15 protein-coding genes, 1 other RNA gene and 1 pseudogene are annotated in these 19,795 nt (G+C 57.4%); 8 read left to right on the top strand and 9 right to left on the bottom strand.

The window, feature by feature from the left end; translation table 11 throughout:
• Nucleotides 1-2: 2 nt before the first annotated feature.
• Nucleotides 3-99, bottom strand: an RNA gene (gene ffs / locus KR49_RS13455) — signal recognition particle sRNA small type.
• A gap of 43 nt (nucleotides 100-142) precedes the next feature.
• On the opposite strand from ffs, the gene panB reads away from it, so the two are divergent.
• Nucleotides 143-958, top strand: a complete 816-nt coding sequence (gene panB, locus KR49_RS13450) for a 3-methyl-2-oxobutanoate hydroxymethyltransferase (RefSeq protein WP_071839751.1) — start codon at nucleotides 143-145, stop codon at nucleotides 956-958.
• Here the strand turns inward: panB and hemW are convergent.
• Nucleotides 855-2,087: pseudogene (gene hemW, locus KR49_RS12530) on the bottom strand (radical SAM family heme chaperone HemW); the annotation flags it as partial. The gene panB and the pseudogene hemW overlap by 104 nt on opposite strands.
• Before the next feature lie 39 nt (nucleotides 2,088-2,126).
• Here hemW and KR49_RS12525 point away from each other — a divergent pair.
• From KR49_RS12525 to cbiB, 5 genes are read left to right on the top strand one after another with little or no spacing between them, the layout of a single operon-like run.
• The gene (locus KR49_RS12525; protein WP_043696104.1) at nucleotides 2,127-3,275 is read left to right on the top strand and encodes a PIN/TRAM domain-containing protein; all 1,149 of its coding nucleotides are present in this window, start codon (nucleotides 2,127-2,129) and stop codon (nucleotides 3,273-3,275) included.
• 31 nt (nucleotides 3,276-3,306) lie between these two features.
• Nucleotides 3,307-3,975, top strand: coding sequence for an ATP-dependent Clp protease proteolytic subunit (locus KR49_RS12520; RefSeq protein WP_043696100.1), 669 nt, complete (start codon nucleotides 3,307-3,309; stop codon nucleotides 3,973-3,975).
• Nucleotides 3,976-4,016: 41 nt separating this feature from the next.
• Nucleotides 4,017-4,619: an ATP-dependent Clp protease proteolytic subunit gene (locus KR49_RS12515; protein ID WP_043696097.1), complete on the top strand. Its 603-nt coding sequence runs from the start codon at nucleotides 4,017-4,019 to the stop codon at nucleotides 4,617-4,619.
• Nucleotides 4,620-4,655: 36 nt separating this feature from the next.
• Entirely contained in the window at nucleotides 4,656-5,651 is a 996-nt protein-coding gene (ilvC, locus tag KR49_RS12510; RefSeq protein ID WP_043696093.1) for a ketol-acid reductoisomerase, read from the top strand.
• Between the two features lie 4 nt (nucleotides 5,652-5,655).
• Nucleotides 5,656-6,663, top strand: coding sequence for an adenosylcobinamide-phosphate synthase CbiB (cbiB, locus tag KR49_RS12505; protein WP_043696089.1), 1,008 nt, complete (start codon nucleotides 5,656-5,658; stop codon nucleotides 6,661-6,663).
• Here cbiB and KR49_RS12500 read toward each other — a convergent pair.
• Both KR49_RS12500 and KR49_RS12495 read right to left on the bottom strand, forming a co-directional pair.
• Nucleotides 6,657-7,415, bottom strand: coding sequence for a sugar transferase (locus KR49_RS12500; protein WP_043696086.1), 759 nt, complete (start codon nucleotides 7,413-7,415; stop codon nucleotides 6,657-6,659). The two genes, cbiB and KR49_RS12500, sit on opposite strands and share 7 nt — an antisense overlap.
• A 30-nt stretch (nucleotides 7,416-7,445) precedes the next feature.
• On the bottom strand, nucleotides 7,446-8,675 hold the full coding sequence (locus KR49_RS12495; RefSeq protein WP_043696083.1) for a glycosyltransferase: 1,230 nt from the start codon (nucleotides 8,673-8,675) through the stop codon (nucleotides 7,446-7,448).
• Nucleotides 8,676-8,737: 62 nt separating this feature from the next.
• Here KR49_RS12495 and KR49_RS12490 point away from each other — a divergent pair, with 62 nt between their 5' ends.
• Both KR49_RS12490 and KR49_RS13080 read left to right on the top strand, forming a co-directional pair.
• On the top strand, nucleotides 8,738-9,007 hold the full coding sequence (locus KR49_RS12490) for a hypothetical protein (RefSeq protein WP_043697541.1): 270 nt from the start codon (nucleotides 8,738-8,740) through the stop codon (nucleotides 9,005-9,007).
• A 90-nt stretch (nucleotides 9,008-9,097) separates the two neighbouring features.
• Complete coding sequence (locus tag KR49_RS13080; RefSeq protein WP_162176166.1) at nucleotides 9,098-11,218, top strand: calcium-binding protein; 2,121 nt, start codon at nucleotides 9,098-9,100, stop codon at nucleotides 11,216-11,218.
• A gap of 682 nt (nucleotides 11,219-11,900) precedes the next feature.
• Here the strand turns inward: KR49_RS13080 and KR49_RS12480 are convergent.
• The 5 genes from KR49_RS12480 to KR49_RS14040 form a co-directional block, all read right to left on the bottom strand.
• Complete coding sequence (locus KR49_RS12480; protein ID WP_156957220.1) at nucleotides 11,901-15,386, bottom strand: Ig-like domain-containing protein; 3,486 nt, start codon at nucleotides 15,384-15,386, stop codon at nucleotides 11,901-11,903.
• Between the two features lie 1,431 nt (nucleotides 15,387-16,817).
• Nucleotides 16,818-17,015 carry an AlpA family transcriptional regulator gene (locus KR49_RS12470; protein ID WP_043696072.1) on the bottom strand — a complete coding sequence of 66 codons (198 nt, stop codon included), beginning with the start codon at nucleotides 17,013-17,015 and terminating at the stop codon, nucleotides 16,818-16,820.
• Nucleotides 17,015-17,311 carry a hypothetical protein gene (locus KR49_RS12465; RefSeq protein WP_043696069.1) on the bottom strand — a complete coding sequence of 99 codons (297 nt, stop codon included), beginning with the start codon at nucleotides 17,309-17,311 and terminating at the stop codon, nucleotides 17,015-17,017. Before KR49_RS12465 ends, KR49_RS12470 begins: the two co-directional genes overlap by 1 nt.
• On the bottom strand, nucleotides 17,311-19,068 hold the full coding sequence (locus KR49_RS12460; RefSeq protein ID WP_156957219.1) for a primase-helicase family protein: 1,758 nt from the start codon (nucleotides 19,066-19,068) through the stop codon (nucleotides 17,311-17,313). Before KR49_RS12460 ends, KR49_RS12465 begins: the two co-directional genes overlap by 1 nt.
• 245 nt (nucleotides 19,069-19,313) lie before the next feature.
• Nucleotides 19,314-19,556, bottom strand: coding sequence for a hypothetical protein (locus tag KR49_RS14040; RefSeq protein WP_156957218.1), 243 nt, complete (start codon nucleotides 19,554-19,556; stop codon nucleotides 19,314-19,316).
• Nucleotides 19,557-19,795: the final 239 nt, after the last annotated feature.

The raw sequence follows: 19,795 nt of genomic DNA, 5'->3' as shown, positions 1-19,795 counted from the left end.
GGGGTGACCCGGATTCCACGCCTGCCCTGAGCATCCCGTGTGGCTGCTCCCTTCCGGTCCTGACCAGATTTAGGCGTCCGAGCCGCATGGGTCCGAGTCGGCTTGATGCTAGCAAGGAGCCACCAAGGGCTCAGCCCACTCCATGCGTCCAGCCGATCTGATCCGCTTCAAGCAAGACGGCCGACCGATCACGATGCTCACCGCATGGGACAGCCTGTCTGCGGCCCTGGTGGAGCTCGCCGGGGCCGATGCCGTGCTGGTGGGTGACTCGCTGGGAATGGTGGCTCTCGGGCATGCCACCACCCTTCCGGTCACCCTCGAGCAGATGGTGCACCACACGCAGGCCGTGGAGCGCGGCTTTCAGGCGATGCCGGCCCAGCAGCCCCTGCTCATCTCCGACTTGCCGTTTCTCAGCTATCAGTGCGGTGAGGACGCAGCGGTGGCCGCTGCCGGGAGGCTGCTGAAGGAATCCAGCGCCGCGGCCGTGAAGCTGGAAGGCGCCGAACCGGAGGTGGTGAGGGTCATTGATCGGCTGGTGCGCATGGGCATCCCGGTGATGGGGCACCTGGGGCTGACGCCGCAGGCGGTGCATCGCCTCGGCCTGCGGCGTCAGGCGGTGGATGCTCCGGCGCAGCAACGACTGATGAGCCAGGCCAGTGAGCTCGAGAGCACCGGATGCTTCGCGCTGGTGCTCGAGCATGTGCCGGACCAGCTGGCCGGGCAGGTGCGCCGTCAGCTCGCGATTCCGGTGATCGGCATCGGTGCCGGGGCCGATTGCGACGGACAGGTGCGGGTGACCGCTGATCTGCTGGGGCTCACGGCTCAGCAGCCCCCCTTCAGCCCCGCTCTGCTGCCAGGACGGCAGCTGTGCGCGGAGGCTCTGGAGCGCTGGGTGCTCGATCAACGTCAGACAGCGACTCCCACCACAGCAGAACCTCCACCAGAACCCGGTTGCTGAGAGCCATCCCCTCCGGATCGGACAACCGCCAGCGACCGGCCTCGCCCACCAGCAACCCTTCGGCGATGAACGGCTGCCAACGCTTCAGCAGTTGGTCGGGCGCTGGGCATCCAAGAGCCTGCAGATCCACCCCCTCCCTGCGTCGCAGGCCCACCAGCAGCAGATCATCCAGGGGTATGCCGGTGCCTCGCCACGGCACTGCAGCGGCTTCCTGGTCCAGCCAGACGCGATAGGCGTCCCGGGTTCTGGGCCTGGCCTGGCGCTCTCCCCACGGGGCTGAGGTGGCGCCCATGCCGAATCCCCACCAGCCGGCACCACTCCAGTACACCCTGTTGTGGCGGGAGGCGTGGCCGGGGCGGGCATGGTTGGAGATCTCGTAGCGACCGAGCCCGGCGGCTCCGAGGTGATCACTGGTGAGCGCCATCAGCTCCGCCGCCAGCTCCTCCTCCGGCAGATCCAGCTCACCCCGCTGCTGACGGCGCTCAAAGACCGTGCCTGGCTCCACCGACAGGTCATACACCGAGACATGGGGGGAATCCATGGCGATGGCCTGCGCCAACTGCTGCTCCCAGGCGAGGCGGGTCTGTCCCGGCAGGTTCTGGATCAGATCAAGACTCCAGGACCTCAGCGCGCCCTGCCTCAGCGCCTCCCGCATCCAGCGGCAGGCCTCCAGCAGATCAGCGCGCCGGTGACGACGGCCGAGCCCGGCGAGAACGTCATCGTCAAAGCTCTGGCCACCGAGGCTGATGCGGTTGACCCCGGTCCTGAGCACCGCATCCAGCTGCTGCCGATCAAAGCTGGCGGGATCCATCTCGAGGGTGATTTCCGCACCCTGCTGAAGACCGAAACGGACCTGCAGCGCCTCAAGCAGAGCCTGGATCTGAGCGGCCGTCAGCAGCGATGGGGTACCGCCGCCGATGTACACCGTCGCCAGGGGCGGACCCCAGGGTGCAGCTGCGATCTCGCGATGCAGCAGGGACAGGTAATCGCGGATGGAAGCGCTTCCCGGTCCCCCGTCCGCGTGGGCCCGATCCCCCAGCGGCACCACAGCGAAATCGCAGTAGTAACAACGTCGATGGCAGAAGGGAATGTGGAGGTAGGCGCTGCGGGGAGGAGGGGGATAGGGCATGCTGCGCACATTCGGATTGAGCTGCCACGACCTGAGCCCATGGTTGATCTGCTCATCCTGATGCTGTTCGTCGGCTCCGGTGGTGCTGCCGGCTGGATGGGGGTGCATCTGCTGCCCGCGGAACTGGTGAATCCCGCCACCGATGCGGAACAGCTGCGGTTGATCCTCACGGGTTCCGGCGGCGGCGTGGGGCTTCTCGCTGGACTGGTGTTCAAACGGTTGCGGCTGCGCCTGATGCAGCAGGTGCGCACCATGCCCACCGACCTGCTGGTGAGCCGCGCCATCGGCTTGATTCTGGGCCTGCTCGTCGCCAACCTGCTGCTGCTGCCGGTGCTGCTCCTGCCCTTTTCCGGTGGGGTGGTTCTGCTGAAACCGCTGCTGGCGGTGGTGAGCAATGTGTTCTTCGGGATCCTGGGCAGCAACCTGGCCGAAGTGCACGGCCGCACGCTGCTGCGCCTGCTCAATCCAGCCAGCAGTGAAGCCCTGCTGGTGGCCGACGGTGTGCTGACCCCAGCCACCGCCAAGATCCTGGACACCAGTGTGATCATCGATGGCCGCATCCGCGGGATGCTCGCCTGCGGGCTGCTGGAAGGGCAGGTGATCGTGGCGGAGTCGGTGATTGATGAGATGCAGCAGCTCTCCGATTCCACCAACGTCGAGAAACGTGCCAAGGGGCGGCGGGGCCTGAAGCTGCTCAAGGACCTGCGCGAGACCTACGGCCGTCGCCTCGTGATCAACAGCACCCGTTACGACGGGAAGGGCACGGACGACCGCCTGCTGCAGCTGGCAGATGACACGGGCGGAACGCTGGTCACGGCCGATTTCAACCTGGCCCAGGTGGCCTCGGTGAAAGCGCTCAAGGTGATGAATCTGAGCGAGCTGGTGATTGCACTGAGGCCGGAAGTGCAACCCGGCGACGAGCTCAATCTCAAGATCGTTCGTGAAGGCAAGGAGGAGAGCCAGGGGGTCGGCTACCTCGACGACGGCACGATGGTGGTGGTCAATGACGCCCGCTCCCTGATCGGCCAGAGGAAGCCGGTGGTGGTCACAGGAGCTCTGCAGACCCCCACCGGCCGGATGGTGTTCGCTCGGCTGGAGACCGAAGGGAAAGCCAAAGCGCAGGCCAAATCCAAGGGGCAGGGCAAACCGCCCCGCACCAGCGAGCGCAAGCCTGAAAGCCCCCGCTAGGCTCCTGCCACACAGTGATGGTGCGCGGTAGATGACCACCTCAGCCCCCTATTACGGCGACAGCGCCGTGATGAGGACTCCTCCTCCCGATCTGCCTTCACTCCTGCTCAAGGAGCGGATCGTCTATCTCGGCCTGCCGCTGTTCTCCGATGACGATGCCAAACGTCAGATGGGCATCGATGTCACGGAATTGATCATCGCCCAGCTGCTCTATTTGGAGTTCGACAATCCGGACAAGCCGATTTACTTCTACATCAACTCCACCGGGACCAGCTGGTATTCGGGCGATGCGATCGGCTTCGAGACCGAGGCCTTCGCCATCTGCGACACGCTCCGCTATGTGAAGCCTCCGGTGCACACCATCTGCATCGGTCAGGCGATGGGAACGGCTGCTGTGATCCTTTCAGCGGGCACGAAAGGCCAGCGCGCCGCTCTTCCTCATTCATCGATCGTGCTGCACCAGCCCCGCAGCGGTGCCCAGGGCCAAGCCACCGACATCCAGATCCGCGCCAAGGAAGTGCTCCACAACAAGCGGGCCATGCTGGAAATCCTCTCCAGCAACACCGGCCGCAGCGTCGAGGAACTGAGCAAGGACTCCGACCGGATGAGCTACCTCACTCCGGAGCAGGCCATGGAGTACGGGCTGATCGACCGGGTGCTCAGCAGCCGCAAGGAGCTGCCCGGCAACAGCGCCAACTGATCACAGATTTCCACCTTTTTCGCCCTCTCACGTCCTGACCCATGCCGATCGGTACCCCCAGCGTTCCCTACCGCCTGCCCGGCAGCCAGATGGAGCGCTGGGTCGACATCTACACCCGTCTAGGAGTGGAGCGCATCCTCTTCCTGGGCTCCGAGGTGAATGACGGCATCGCCAACAGCCTTGTGGCCCAGATGCTGTATCTCGATTCCGAGGACAGCACCAAGCCGATCTATCTCTACATCAACTCCCCCGGTGGATCCGTGACGGCCGGTCTGGCCATCTACGACACCATCAAGTACGTGAAGAGCGATGTGGTGACCATCTGCGTCGGCCTCGCCGCCTCCATGGGCGCCTTTCTGCTGGCAGCCGGCACCAAGGGCAAGCGGGTGGCCCTGCCCCACAGCCGGATCATGATCCACCAGCCTCTCGGCGGCACCAGCCGCCGTCAGGCCAGCGACATCGAGATCGAAGCCCGCGAGATCCTGCGCATGAAGGAGATGCTCAACCGCTCCCTGGCAGACATGAGCGGCCAGGACTTCGACAAGGTGGAAAAGGACACCGACCGCGACTACTTCCTCAGCGCCGAGGAAGCCAAGGACTACGGGCTGATCGATAGGGTCATCACCCATCCCAGCGAAGCGTAAGCTCGCTGCTTGCACCGCCTCGCAAGCGCGCTCCGGATGGCCCAGCTCTTCTATGACTCCGATGCCGATCTCGGTCTGCTGAACGGCAAGACCGTGGCAATCATCGGTTATGGCTCCCAGGGCCATGCCCACGCCCTCAACCTGAAGGACAGCGGTGTCAACGTGGTGGTGGGCCTCTATGACGGCAGCCGCTCCGCCGAGAAAGCCAAGGCTGACGGTCTTGAGGTGCTGAGCGTTGCCGATGCCGCTGCCAAAGCGGACTGGATCATGGTGCTGTTGCCCGATGAATTCCAGAAGGACGTCTACGACAAGGAAATCGCCCCCAACCTGAGCGCCGGCAAGGTGTTGAGCTTTGCCCACGGCTTCAACATCCGTTTCGAGCTGATCAAGCCGCCGGCCGATGTGGATGTGGTGATGATCGCTCCGAAGGGACCCGGCCACACCGTGCGCTGGGAGTATCAGAACGGCCAGGGCGTTCCGGCCCTGTTCGCGATCGAACAGGATGCCTCCGGCAACGCCCGCGCTCTGGCGATGGCTTACGCCAAGGGCATCGGCGGCACCCGTGCCGGCATCCTGGAGACCAACTTCAAGGAAGAGACCGAAACGGATCTGTTCGGTGAACAGGCCGTGCTCTGCGGCGGGCTCTCCGAGCTGGTGAAGGCCGGGTTCGAGACTCTGGTGGAAGCGGGCTATCAACCCGAGCTGGCCTACTTCGAGTGCCTGCACGAGGTGAAGCTGATCGTGGATCTGATGGTGAAAGGCGGCCTCACCGCCATGCGCGATTCCATCTCCAACACCGCTGAATACGGCGACTACGTGAGCGGCCCACGCCTGATCACCGCAGACACCAAGGCGGAGATGAAGCGTGTGCTGGCTGACATCCAGGACGGCACCTTCGCCAGGAAGTTCGTGGCTGAATGCGATGCCGGCAAGCCCGAGATGAAGCGCATCCGGGATCGCGATGCCGCGTTGCCGATCGAAAGCGTCGGCAAGGGTCTTCGCTCGATGTTCAGCTGGCTGAAGGACGCCTGATCCCTTGCTGTTCCAGTCCGGTGCCGCAGCGGTCCTGGCTGCCGCCGGACTGGATGTCCTGATCGGAGATCCGCTTTGGTGCCCCCACCCGGTGGTGCTGATGGGGAAGCTGATCAGCCGCCTGCGGTTGTGGGTCGAGCGCCTGAGCGGTGACCGGCCTGAGGCCCTCCGCCTCGGCGGTGGCCTGATCACTGCTGCGCTGGTTCTGGGAGCCGGGAGCTGCGGCTGGCTGGTGGAGCAGCTCGCCAGGGCCTCTCCGGTTGGCTCAGCCCTGCTGGTGCTCGGCCTGGCCAGCGCCCTGGCGGCCCGCAGCCTGCACGACAGCGTGGCGGCCATCCTCAGTGCTCTGCCGGATCAGCCGCAAGGGGATCTGACGGCGGCACGCGAACGGCTGAGCTGGATCGTCGGCCGCGATGTGCAGCAGCTGAGGGAGCCGGAGATTTTGAGAGCGGCCGCCGAGAGTGCCTCGGAAAATGCTGTGGACGGCCTGTTCGCACCACTGTTCTGGATGATCATCGGCGTGGTGCTTCAAACGCTCTCACCGCAGCTGCCGGGACCGCTGGCCCTGGCCTGGGCCTTCAAGGCCAGCAGCACCCTCGACTCGATGCTCGGCTATCGGCGCGGACGCCTGCGATGGCTCGGAACCGCTGGAGCCCGGCTCGATGACCTGCTCACCTGGCTGCCCTGCCGGCTGGTGATGATCACGCTGCCGCTGGTGAGCCAGCCCTGGCGGGAGCTGCCGGCCCTGGTGCGCGCCGCCGAGCGGGATGGGGCTCCCGATCCCTCCCCCAATGCGGGCCGCTCCGAAGCGATCTACGCCCACTGCGCCGGCGTGCAGCTCGGTGGACGCAACCGTTATGGGGAGCGATGGATCGACAAACCTTTGCTGGCAGCAGATCTGCCACAAGCAGACCGCAACGCCGTCAATCGGATCCTGGTGCTGACCAGTCGGCTGGAAAGCCTTTGGCTGCTCCTGCTTCTGCTGGTCGCCCTGCTGATGGCAGGTCAGTAAGCGCCGCGATCCATGGGCAGTAGCAGCACGCCGAACGTGCGCAGGATGATCGCCAGATCCAGGCTGAAGGAACGTCCGCGGGCATAGGCCAGATCCAGCTTCACCCGCTTCTTGTAGCTGAGGTTGTTGCGTCCGCTCACCTGCCACAGACCGGTGAGACCGGGGCGCACCGCCGCCACTTCATCCATGTAGTCGCCGTAGCGGGTGAGCTCCCGATCAACGATCGGCCTTGGTCCCACCACACTCATCTCACCCCGCAGCACGTTGAGGAACTGGGGCAGCTCATCGAGGCTCGAACGACGCAGGAACTGACCGACCCGGGTGATGCGGGGATCGCGCCGGAGTTTGAAATCGCGCTCGAACTCACTCCTCAGCCCAGGATCCTCATCCAGAACACGCGCCAGAACAGCGTCGGCATCGGCTCGCATGGTGCGGAACTTGATGCAACCGAAACGGCTGTAATCGCGACCGACCCGGCGCTGCACGTAGAACACAGGCCCGGGCGAGCTCAGCTTCACCAGGGCCGCCAGCAGGAGCAGCACCGGAGCACCAAGACCGAGCACCGCCAGGGAAAAAACAATGTCGCCGCCGCGCTTGAGGCCTCGGCCGGTACGACTCTGCTGGCGGATCAGCAGACCGGTCGGTACAGCGACCGGCGGGGCTGTGGTCACCGCCAGGTGAGGCCGATAGGTACCACGACCGAAGGCCAGACGAGCGGTCTGACGCAAGGAAGGCCGTGTGGCCGTCGTCAAGGCTCAGACTGCGTCTCGCCACACTCAACGTCACGAGAGCAGGCCTGGCACCTTTGCAGGGTCACTCGCGGCAACGTCACAGCTTCGGCGATGCGCCGCCCAGGCCCGTTGCAACGCCGCCTCGAACCGGGCAGCGAAAGCATCCGGCCCGAACCGTTCCGCCCAGCGCCGGATCACCGCGGCATCCAGCTGACGCCAGAGCCGCTGCTCCTCAAACCACTGCACCGCCTGCTGCAGAGATTCCAGCGTCTGATCGGGGAACAGAACTCCGGTGGCCTTGGGCATGCCGGCGGACGCGCAACGCACCGTATCCAGCAGGCCGCCCCGGCCCAGCGCGATCACCGGTGCACCGGACGCCATCGCCTCCACCGGTGCGATGCCGAAATCCTCGAGCCCCGCATACACATAGGCCCGGCAGCGGGCCATCAGCGCTTCCACCTGCTGAGGGGACTGGCGTCCCAGCAGGGTCACCGTGGGACCAGCCAGGGCCTGCAACCGTGCCCGCTCCGGACCATCACCGACCACCACGAGGGGCAGCTTCAGACGGTTGAAAGCCTCCACCACCAGATCAACCCGCTTGTAGGGCACCAGGCGACAGAGACAGAGGTAGACGTCATCACGGGGGGCATCCCAGCGAAATCGGCCCACATCGACGGGTGGATGGATCACCACGGCCTGCCGCCCCCAGAACTTGCGGATCCGGCGGGCGGTGAAACGCGAATTGGCGATCAGGTGATCCACCCGCTGGGCGCTGAGCTGATCCCATTGGCGCAGGGCATGCAACTGCCAGCGGATCAGGGGGCCGAGACCGCGCCGGGCCAGGGCTGAGCGCTGCAGATAGGCATGCATCTGGTCCCAGGCGTAGCGGACAGGCGTATGCACATAACTGATATGCAGCTGATCGGGAGCGGTGAGTACCCCCTTGGCCACCAGATGGCTGCTGCTGATCACCAGATCGGCAGCGCCGAGATCGATCTGCTCGATCGCCAGCGGCAGCAACGGCAGGTACTGCTGCACATGGCTGATGCCCAAGGGCAGCCGCTGGATCGGAGAGGTGAGCACGGAGCGGCGCTCGAGCCAGCTGCCGGGGCGTCGGCTCTCGCCATCCACCAGCGCAGCGAGCTGGGGCTGGCGATCCGCTGCCGTGAGCAGAGCATCGATGGCCTGAACCACCAGCTCAGCTCCTCCACTGGAACGAGGCGTGAACCACTCGTGAACCAGGGCAATGCGCCGGGGCAGGGCATCTGGAGCCGGCGGCATCGTGTACGGACCCGATCGATACGAAGTCTCTCAGCCCGTTGCCGAGGCTGGATCAGGTCTCGATGCTGGTGGTCATGGCCAGCTCAACCCTGCCGATCAACGCACTCCTGGAGGAGGCCCTGAACGAACCGGACATCGGCACGACGGGCCGGTTCCGGTGGCACGCCACTGCTGTGGGCATCGCTGCCCTGTGGATCGATGCCAATCCCCCGCTCACGCCACCGTTTGAGGATGCGTTGCAGGAAGGCCTCAAGGTGGGACTCGACCTCAGCCGCGAAGAGCGTGAATTCCACCAGGTGCAGCAGGGCCTGGTGCTGCTGTTTCATTCTTAGGGGAAGCAAACAAAGAAGATCTTGAGAGCTGTGGATTTCGACCAGTTTCCTTAACATGAAGATCTAGCTGGACGGCGGAATCACGTCTCGATGGCTCACACTGCGGATATCACCGAGTTTTCCTTCACAAGCCGCATTGATGCGGAAACTCAACTTCCCTGGCTGGACCTAATTATTGGCTTCAGCGATCATTTTAGTGAAGCCAGAGCGATCAGCCTGTTGTACTGGGTGGAGGGGAAAGAACAGACCTGGATCTATCCAACCCGAGACTCAGCCGATGAGCCATTCCGCCACAGCGTTGAGCTTCATCCGAATGCTCCGGATGGTGTTTATGCCATCCGATCCATCCAAATCCAGGACGACTCAGGTGTGCAGCTGGAATTTGACAGTGATCAGCTGCGGCAGGAATTCAGCCTGACTCCATCGACAAGCTTGACCAATCCCAACGCAGATAACATATCCCCATCGCTTCTCGAAGCCAAAGTCCAGTCAGCGATTTTTGACGAGGAGGGAATCAGAATACCGGTGATATTCAAGGCAGACGACAACCTCAGCGGTCTGCAATCGGACTTCATCATTGAACTCCTCTCACCCAGCGGCAGCAGCATCCAGCGACGCCACAGCTTTGATCAGAACGGCGCATTTGAAGGAGTCTTCGATCTCCCGAAGTTCAGCGCATCAGGCGAGTACAGCTTCAACAGCATCCGGATCACGGATCAGGCCGGAAATGAGACCCACTCAGAGGAATGGGTGGAGACGAGTTCAGTCATCGAAATCGACAACCCCAACGGAGACATCACTCCTCCAGAGCTCAATGATTTCGAACTGGATGCGGAGTTCGACCCGGCAACAGGTAGACCGCGCATTGTGTTCAGCGGCAACGCCAACGACAATCTCTCTGGAATTTCCGGCATTTATTTGCGTCTCAACGGTCCCGAAGGAACCTCCCAGGCCTTGGACACATGGATCTACGAAGACCATTACTCAGGCAATCAGCGCTCGGAGGTTGACTTCCTTCATTACAAGGCTCTGACCAGCGGCTACCTGCCGGGAACCTACCTGGTGGATTATCTGCGATTCACGGATGCGGCCGAAAACGAGATCAACTACTCCGGTGATGATCTAAACGCCATGGACATGGCCAGTGCAATCAATGTGCTGTTCCAGAACGAGGTGAGTGAGGACCTGATCGCTGGTGCTGATGACAGAGACCACCTGTTCGGCTCGCACGATGCTGATGACACTCTTTACGGCGGCGGCAGTGACGACAAGCTGCTCGGCGGTGGCGGAGATGACCTGCTCGATGCCGGCTCCGGCAACGACACCCTGGATGGAGGAGAGGGCCGCGACCGCTTCATCACTACATCCCGTCGCCTCAGTGGATTCCTCAGTCAATTGGAGCGGGATCATGTCTTGGTCAACCTGACAGAAGGCACGGCAATCAGTGCCGGACTCGGGACGAACACCCTGGTTGCCATCGAGGACATTCTCTCGGGCGCAGGCGATGACCGATTGACGGGGAGTCATGAAGACAACCGGATCGATGCCGGCGAAGGGGACGACACCCTGCATGGGGCAGGAGGCGACGACACCCTGCGTGGCGAGCACGGCAGCGACTTGCTGGTGGGAGGAGAGGGGCGGGACACAGCCCTTTTTTCGGGCGACTTGGCGGACTATGCGATCACCCCGACCGCTAACGGTTTCCTTTTCCGCGATCAGCAAGCGGTACGGGATGGGAGTGACACCCTCATGGAAATGGAGGTGTTTTCCTTCGCAGATCAGACCCTTCTGCCTGAACAGCTGTCACCCCTTGGGGAAGACTTTGATGGAGATCTGTCAGTGAACGCATTCAGCGATGGCCTGCTCGTGAGTACCGCTGCGCTGCTGGTGGAGAGGGCCGCAGGTACACGGAACACAGAGGCTGATCGTCCCATCGCTTCGATGGGCAATCTGATCAACCCGAAGGGACGCCGAACAAATTCTGACAGTGTCAAAACTCAATTGGTGGATGCCATCAACAACGGCATCCTTGAGACCAATGCCAACGGCATGCTGGATCTTCAGGATGCTCACGTCCTGCTGCGCAGACTTCTGGGAACGTTCCCGTCAGAGGCTGACACGAAGGATCTGATCAGTTCCCCCGGCGGCAACAATCCAATTCCCCTGATCAGTGGAGCGGATCAACAGTCAGTGATCGACAGCTGGAGCTGATCTTGGATTTTGACTCGTTGAACAAAACGGAGAGGGTGTTCGTTCATAGATCGTGACATCGACTGGTACCACTGTGCTGGACTAAATTTCTCCCCTTGTTCTGTCCCCTCAAAGCGGGGCACTACACGGGGCCGGTTAGGGCTCCCTGGCATCACCCCTACTTATCGTTATTGGCCCTTAGAAAACAGCAGGCTCTTGAATTCGACCTTACGCGCTAGTGCTTTGTTATTCGCTTTCCGAAAACCAAACAAGGACAACACGACCACCTTCCGCCAACATTAAATCAATATTACTTGACTTAAATGAACATACCAGTACAGGTGTTTTCAGTTTAGACAAAGTAAATAGTAGCGAGCACTTGCTCTTTTCATTTTGCGATTCTTCAAGGCAAGCGCTGGCTTTCCTCACTTTGCAACATCAATTTCTAGGAGAACAAACTTTCTTGGATCTCACAGCTTAGGCCGCCTCTAATCCATGCTATTCACATACTTGCCGCCATTAATTGCAGCAAACCCCTACTTCGATCTCGTATTTTGCTTTCCAATTGTTGTCAAAACAAAGCAGCTTGGATCTTTCTTGAGATCCGCTTGGGTATAGCACCTTCGCAACGCAGGGAATCACCAACAGCTTGATTGCATTACCAAGGCATGAGGCAATAATCTGCTCGCTACAAGTTATGTAGTCAGTTCAGCCAGCTGGCTTGATCGATAGCAGTCAGCTGTTGATCCAGACTGGGCTGCTCTGTATTGAATTCAGTAAGGCTTGAGCCGGATAAGGAAAGAGCAGAGGTAAGACTATTGCCTGGAAACGTACCCATGGAAAGCCGCAAAAGGATTTCTGCGTCGTCCAGCTCATAAGTGTTATTCTGATTCATGTCTAATGAAGATGTTGAATCAAGGCTGATTACATGTTTTAATTTTTCCTTTATATAACCCGATTCTTCCCAGGTCCAGTTGCCAGTTGGGTTGAGCACTTCGTCGAGATCTAAATCATTGAGATTTTGGGTAAATTCTCGAGGATCGGCTGAGCTTGTCGAACGTCTAGTACTCTCCATCGCGACTGCTGCAAAGATAATCCCGTCACTAACAGGGTTGATCAGTGAGTCGCCATCCAAGTCGAACTCATATTTTGTACGTGGATTGATCAGGTATTGATCAATGGGGTTCTTGATCAACACATTGTGAATTGATGAATTCCCTGCTCGATCTGTTGCCTTGATTTTGAACTGGTATTGTTCTTGCTTAGGCAAGGATTGAGAGTGCTTTATTCCAGTGCCTGTCCAGAGATCTCCTGAGAAATCAAAATATTGGGAATCATCAGTTTCACTTTTGATCACCATGATTCCCGGCGGAGATGGGTCACCAGGCCGTGTTGGAAGCGGGTTAAGGTTGAAACTATTCGATAGCGAGTAGAAGTTTTTGCTGTATGAAGCAATCAGCTCACTATCGTATTCAGCTGACAGATCTTGTGTGTCAATTCTCAAGATTAAGGGTATACTCCGAATCTCTTTGGAGGTTTGACGTTCCTGTGCAGCCTCAACGATGAATTTTCCGTCTTCCAGTGGATCATCACTCTGAAACGACCAAAAACCACTATCATCCGTGGTACTGCTTCCAAGTAATTTGTTATTTGCATATATTTCTATTTGCGAGCTCGGCTCTGCAAGCCCACTAAAAATAGGATTCCTGACATTAGTAATATTGTCATTATTGAATGATCCGGAATCTTGAGAGGCTGGCAGAAATACGGTCGGAGTTTTCGGCATACCTGTCTCATTAATTTCGGTTAAATATTCCCAGTTCCCATTTTTGTCCGTTACTCCAGTGAACAATAAATTTTCTTCCGAGAGTAGTTCTATAGCTGATGCATAGTCTGGATCAGTCCACCACATGTACTCTGCGGCCCATGGAAATGAAATCGATACATCGCCTATTCCTTGGCCTTCAACGGCGTAGCCAAATTGTAAGTGCTTGATTTCATTGACAATGGGTTGAGCGTTTTCAGCGGTGCTCTTCATGCTAAAGCTAGTCAATTCTTCTCCAGTTTGAGCATCAAAAATATAAATATTGGTTTGATGTGCCTCTCTTGATATGGCAGCAATCGTACCAGTAGAATTTTCAATCTGAATAGGTGTAACCATGCCAGGATCGTCATCTCTAAGGGGACTTCCAAATTGCTTTGACCATTTCAAATTGCCGGCTGAATCGATCGCGGCAAGAAAGATATCACTTTGATAGATATTTTGTCCTGTAGTTGGCGCCCATCCAATGCTATGACTACCGGTGAACACGCCACTCAATAGATAAGCATCAGAGCTCAACTGATCCATATTTGCCACCCTGATCATGCCGCTGTTGGGGATATGAACCCATTGGCTCTCTGGGCCTACGGCGTCAAGCAAGCCATCGAAGTAAATATCATTAAAACGTGAATATGCGCTTGCTTCTTTGTCATGATTAATTGTATCAATGAACAGCTCAATGATATTGCTTTCAATGTTAAAGCTTGAAGAGCTATTGCTAAAGCGATCCGCGGCTACGGACACTTCGCCTTTGATAGTACTTTCGGCGCTCGGGGTGAATTTAGCGGTGTAAGACCTACCACTTCCCGTGAAATTGCTGATGTCACCACCACTAATGCTGATATCCTCAATCGTAAAGTCGGTTGATATTTCAGATAGCGTGAAGGCGAGTGTGGCTATGTCACCTATGCCGAGCTCACTCTTATCCGAAGTGATTTTTGCTGTTAGAGGTGTTATATTTATAGTATCAATAGTCATGGTGATTGATACGGCTTCCTCGTTGGCATTGTCAGCCGCGTTGCTAAATGCACCTGCTGTCACAGTGACAACACCATTTTCTGTGCTGCTTGCCGTAGGGATGAATGTGGCTGTGTAAGACGTGCCACTGCCTGCAAAGTTGCTCAGGGAGCCGCCGCTGACGGTGACGTCTTCAACTTTGAAATCTGTAGAAGCCTCGGACAGAGTGAAGGTGATGCGGGCTGTTTCATCAATGCCCAGAGTGAGATCGTCACTGGCAATGGTTAACGTCGGCCGCGCCAGGGTGTTGACATTCAGGGTCACCGAAGCACCAGTGGTGCTGGCGTTGCCGGCGGCATCGGTGAAGGCACCTGCTGAGACGGCGATGATTCCGTTTTCTGTGCTGTCCGATGTTGGGGTGAAGGTTGCGGTGTAAGAGGTGCCACTGCCGGTAAACCCACTTAGTGAGCCGCCCCAGACGGTGGCATCTTCGAGGAAAAAATCTGTGGCTGCTTCCGAGAGGGTGAACGCGATGGCTGCTGTTTCACCGGTGGTGAGAGTGTCGTCAGCCGTGGTGATGGCAATCGTTGGTGGGGTGGTGTCGCGCGTGTCCACCGTCATGTTCACCGAGGAAGCAGCAGTGCTGGCGTCTCCTTGGGCGTCGGTGAATGTGCCAGAAGCAACGGAGATAACACCATCAGCGGTGCTATTTGGCGTTGGCGTGAAGGTTGCGGTGTAAGAGGTGTCGCTGCCGGTAAAGCCGCTCAGGGAGCCGCCGCTGACGGTGACGTCGTCGACGGTGAAATCTGTGGCTGATTCTGAGAGGGTGAATGTGATGACTGCCGTCTCACCAATGATGAGGTTGTCGTCAGCTGTGGTGATGGCAATCGTTGGCGGGGTTGGTACTCTTTCTGCAACAGCGTCACCCAGCGTCACGACACCATCGATGACATCTGTCGTTGTGAGTGCAACAGATCTCCCGTTGACCATCCCATGGATGCTTACCTCTCCAATATTTAGATCAAAGTTGAGGATTTGATCTCGTGTTCCAGCTGGAATTTTTACCAGCAAACTTCCGATAGTGAGTGGATTTTCATCCGTGATAGCTGATGGATCATCGACAGCAATTCCATCGTTCGATCCTACGGCAACTTTGATGAAACCGGACCCCCTATTCTCACGTGCCATAGCAGCACCAGTGACAAGTTTAGAAGCGCCCTCTCCTTTAAATGCCGTTCCTGGATCAACTAGCCATCCTACTTTGCTGGTGTCTGAGAGTTGACCAACAGCATTGAAATTCGGAACATTAATATTGATCCACTCGATTGCAGTGTTTCCACCATCTTGGACTAAGTCCAGGATGGTGGCGTCATAGTTGATCCGTATTTCCAATCCTGTAATCGCAGCCACGCCCGCTTCAAGGAATGTGACGTCAAGAGGCAGCGCAATTATTTGTTCAGAATCAACTACTGAGGCAACAGAGGTCGAACCTAACCTGACTATTGGCACAAGAGCAACACCTACTATTTACACAGTATCATATTTTCTTAATATTTGTCTACAACGGTTTTTGGTCTTTTTACGTGCACAGAGCTGAGCTCCACTGCTTTAAAAGTATGCTCAATCTCATACAGTTCTTTAGTCCGGGCAATCAAGAGGCTGCTTTTTTGCTGGGCTTTGAGCTCTTTAACACTTGAATCTGACATCGGCGTCTCTATCCCATGTCTACCTGGGGGACACCGGTTTCGTGTCCCCCGATTTGTCCCCCAAATGCTTTGGAACCGGGTGGGACGCCCTGGAACCGAAATTCCGTCAAAAGTCAGTGATACCAGACGATCTTGGGACTCCCTGGGACCTGACGGACCCCCCTGGGACCAGGAAAAAACGGAGAGGGTGGAAGTCCAATTCACCTTTTTTTGGACGCTCTCACACAGTCTTGGACAACTTCAGGGTGATTTTACCTGAAATTACCTAACACATTACCTAACACGCGCATTAGACGGTGCAGGACAGCGCTGGACTGAGGGAGTGCCCTACGCGATCTCACGAAGGGAAATGCCGTAAACGATTTCGCACCACAGACGATTTCAGGCACAAAAAAAGACCCCTGGGTTCTCACCCCAGAGGTCCCGTCCCCTCGCTTGACGCCCCATTACCTTCATCCTGGCGCTCTTCTGTGAGGAGTAGGAGAACCGTCAGAGGAGGTGGTGAGGACCGCTCCTGGTTCGGTTGCCCGTAAGCAATAAAAAAGGCGGCAGGGAATGCCGCCACTGAAGGGGACTAATGCGTCGAACCAAGGGAGTAGGTCCGAAGGCAACATCACCGCTCCAACGGCAGATGCGAAAGCACTCTTTACGAAACGGCACAAAAGTGGGGGTGTTCCCTAAGCACCCCCGCGTTCGACGCATCGCCCCCTTTCACCGAAAAGGAAGCACCCAGAGGATGACGCGAGGGGTGGCAACACAACGTCGCCATAACGACCAAACGACTACTTGAGTCACGGGACGCACAAAAAAGGAGGGTTCCCTAGTCCCTCCCTCGATGACGCATTCACCCCTCCAGAGAGGGTTGATGGAACTTTCACGTCCCTGGAGTGCTGCCGCCATCCGTAGAAGCGCGCATTTAAAAGGGGGGTGCGGGACCCCCCTAAAGGTCGTTGAGACCTGCTTTGCAGTTCCTATAAGTCTCTGACCTCATTCCCGTTCTAAGGGGGTTCAGAGCACCGGGGCATAAGAAGAACTACCCCTTTCTGTATCCATGGGGCGCAAAAAAGGCAGAGCACCGATGAGTGCCCTGCCTTAGGAGAGTTCTGTCGGTACTTAGGTCCCCCACCCGTCGGGGTCATCTGGATGCCATGCGGTCTTCCATCCACTGGACCACCTCACGCTCGTTCCAGACGATGGTGCGAGGACCCAGGTGGATCTGCTTGGGAAAGGTGCCCTCTGCCATCTGGGCATAGATGAATGAGCGGGACATACCCGTCATCTCCAGGACCTCCCTGACACGCAGGAAGCGGGGTGCTGTGGTCAGTCGTGCCATCAGTTCCCTGCCTCATGGCGCTTGCGGTACGCGATGACGTTGTGCAACCACTCCTCTGCGTCGTCTGCCAGTTGCTGCGGATCGGTGATCTCTGGGCGCATGTGGGAATAGACGTTCAAGAGGTTGATGCAGGACTTGTTCGTTTCGTCTCCTTCCTCCTCTGGGACCAGGTCCCAGATGTCACGAGCAGCAGTGATGGTCTGAATTTGCTGCTCTGACGGAACCCAGTCCGCCAGTTTTGGATTAGTGCTGAATGGTTGGGTCATAGGTATGGCGTTGGTATTCGTTTGCGTCATCAGTCCTCCTCACCGAACAGGAAACCAGCAAATCGACCGCCCTTAACCACAGGTGGTTCCTCTGCTGCTGCCTTCTCGGCATTGGTCTTGATGCCACCAGAACCCTTTTGGGTTTGAGGGGCATCAGGTTGAAGAGGACGGACCAGTTCGTAGAAGTCCTTCATCTCTCCATTCACCTTCTGCTGCCAGCGGTTTCCAGTGCGTCCTGGATTGACCTGATATCCCATCCCCGCAGCAATGTCCTTGAAGCGACGGGTTTTCCAGGAGGCACTCCAATCGGAGTAACGCTCCAGGTCTGGGTTGGTCTGGTACAGATTCATCACCTGATCGCGTTCGCAGACGCCACCACTGCGGACAACCTCTTCGATGAACCCCTGCATGATCTGAAGCAAGGTCTCGTCGTGCGCGGCAGCAGCAAGCAGTTGGCGGTCATGGAGGACATGGTCGTTGAAGACAACAAGTCCCTTATCGACGTATTCCTGAATGCAGTGGATACAGGTCACGTAGAAGGAGGTCCAGTCCTCACTCGTCCAGTTCCCCTCTTCCAGCAGGTATCCGCCATGCACGTCAGCAGGCGTCTTGCCCTGGGAGTCGTTGAGGACCCCATAGAACTGACTGATGGGAACGAAGTGAACGCGGCGACGGTCTGAGCGACTGACCGCAGGGATGGTGTAGTTGGTGTTGAGGAGCAGTTTCGGTGCCAGTTTCTTGGGGATGGTGAAGACGGGTTTGCCCTTGCCTTCCACCGTGAAACCGTCGGAAATCATGTTGTAGTAGTCCTCCAATTCCCAGTCCTTGCGGAGGTCTGAGATGAGGACCACACGCTTGTCCTCGGTGTATCCCTCCATCACGAACCGCTGCTCACCCTTCAGGCGTTTGCCGTCAATCCAGTGGTAGGGACGGAGTTGGTTGATGCCGTCGCACAGGATCGACTTACCAGCACCGCCTTCACGGATGGCATTGGTGCGGTCATAAAGAACGATTGCCTTGCGGAGGTCGGGTGGGGTGTAGTCGTGCAGCAGATATCCGTAGGAGGTCATCAAGGTGGTGAGCATCCCGTGGTTAACAACCCAAGTCCCCTCTACGAATTCGCGGGAGGTGTTCTGCATGAAGTCCCACCAGACCCCATGAGGACCTAAGTCCAAGAGGTCGCTGTTGATGTCGTAGTTCCGAACCTGGTCCTGCCAGATAAAAATCTCCTTGGGCAGGCGGGAATAGGGAACCGCAACAGGTTCTTTGCCCTTGCGGATGACCACCACAGCGTTCTTAAAGCAGACATGTGCTTGCTCAGGGTTGTCCCGTAGTGATCGTTGGGGCACAACCTCTGTCTTGCCCATACCGTCTTCGCTTTCGACCTCGGGCAGTTCAGGCAAGAACTGCATCGTCCATTTTTCGAAGAGGTTTTTCTTGAACATCAATGCCTTTTTGATGTTCTTGTAGTCGGGGAGGTCGCAACCAACCCCACAGAGGTACTTAAGTGAATCCAGTGTCCAGCGAAATATCTTTTCAGTCGTCTTGGGGTCATTAAGACCACCGATGATTTGGACGAAGCGACCGTTCTTCTGAATAACCTGAAATTCAGCAGACTCCTCACAACTGGGGTCTCTGTAAGAGTAGAAACCAAAGGCAGGCAGGAACTTATCGACATAGTCATAGACGTTCCAACCCTCCAGTTTCTCAATCTGTTTCTTGTCGTCTTTGGATTGCTTCCAAAAAAATGCTTGGCGTAGTACGCCCTTCGGTTCGATCACCGACATGGTGTTGGAACCGACTATTTGTTTAGCGGAATACATAGCAACTGGTAGGTAGATTTTATTGTTAAATTGGTGTATAATCTATTAGGAAACACCGTAGTTATATAGTTTTATATGGCAGCACTCTTAGACAAAAAGAATATCAAGAAAGAAAAGAGGGTGGATGAGAAGTGGATTCGTCTTTCACCCTCTCCTGGTGTATACGTCTATAAACTCATTTAAGCGACAACGGAATAACAGATTAACGATCAAAAACTTGTAATAGGTTCACGGTCAATGGGTAGTGAACGGATAAAACGATTAAGGGAATATCGAATATTGCGTTGGTAGTTAGAACCAGGTGAGGCAGAAAGACCAAAGATCCTCTCCTCACCACCAAAGCGGGCAACAACGATCTGGTGCCCACTCTTCTTACGCATACTGATTTCGTTGTCATCTGCCAGTTCACGAAGGCAATCAAGCACCTTGCGGTTAACTGTGTTGAAGTTCATCGTGCGGTCATAACCTCCTTGTATTGATGGATTTGAATATTCTTTTGTTGATTGCGGTATGCAGTCCGATTCTTCTCAAGAGAAAGTAGTTCGAGGACCTCACGACACTTGTTGTTTGCAGTGCCTGGTCCTCGCACAACAACGCGAGTACGCTTCCTTCTACGCCGATTTTCCATTGTTAATCTGTTAATGTGTTACCTGTTCACCCATCCAGGAAGAAGTCTTTAGTTGATCCTGGA

Source organism: Synechococcus sp. KORDI-49, assembly GCF_000737575.1.
GTDB lineage: Bacteria > Cyanobacteriota > Cyanobacteriia > PCC-6307 > Cyanobiaceae > Parasynechococcus.
This window is presented reverse-complemented; position numbering and strand designations above follow the sequence as displayed.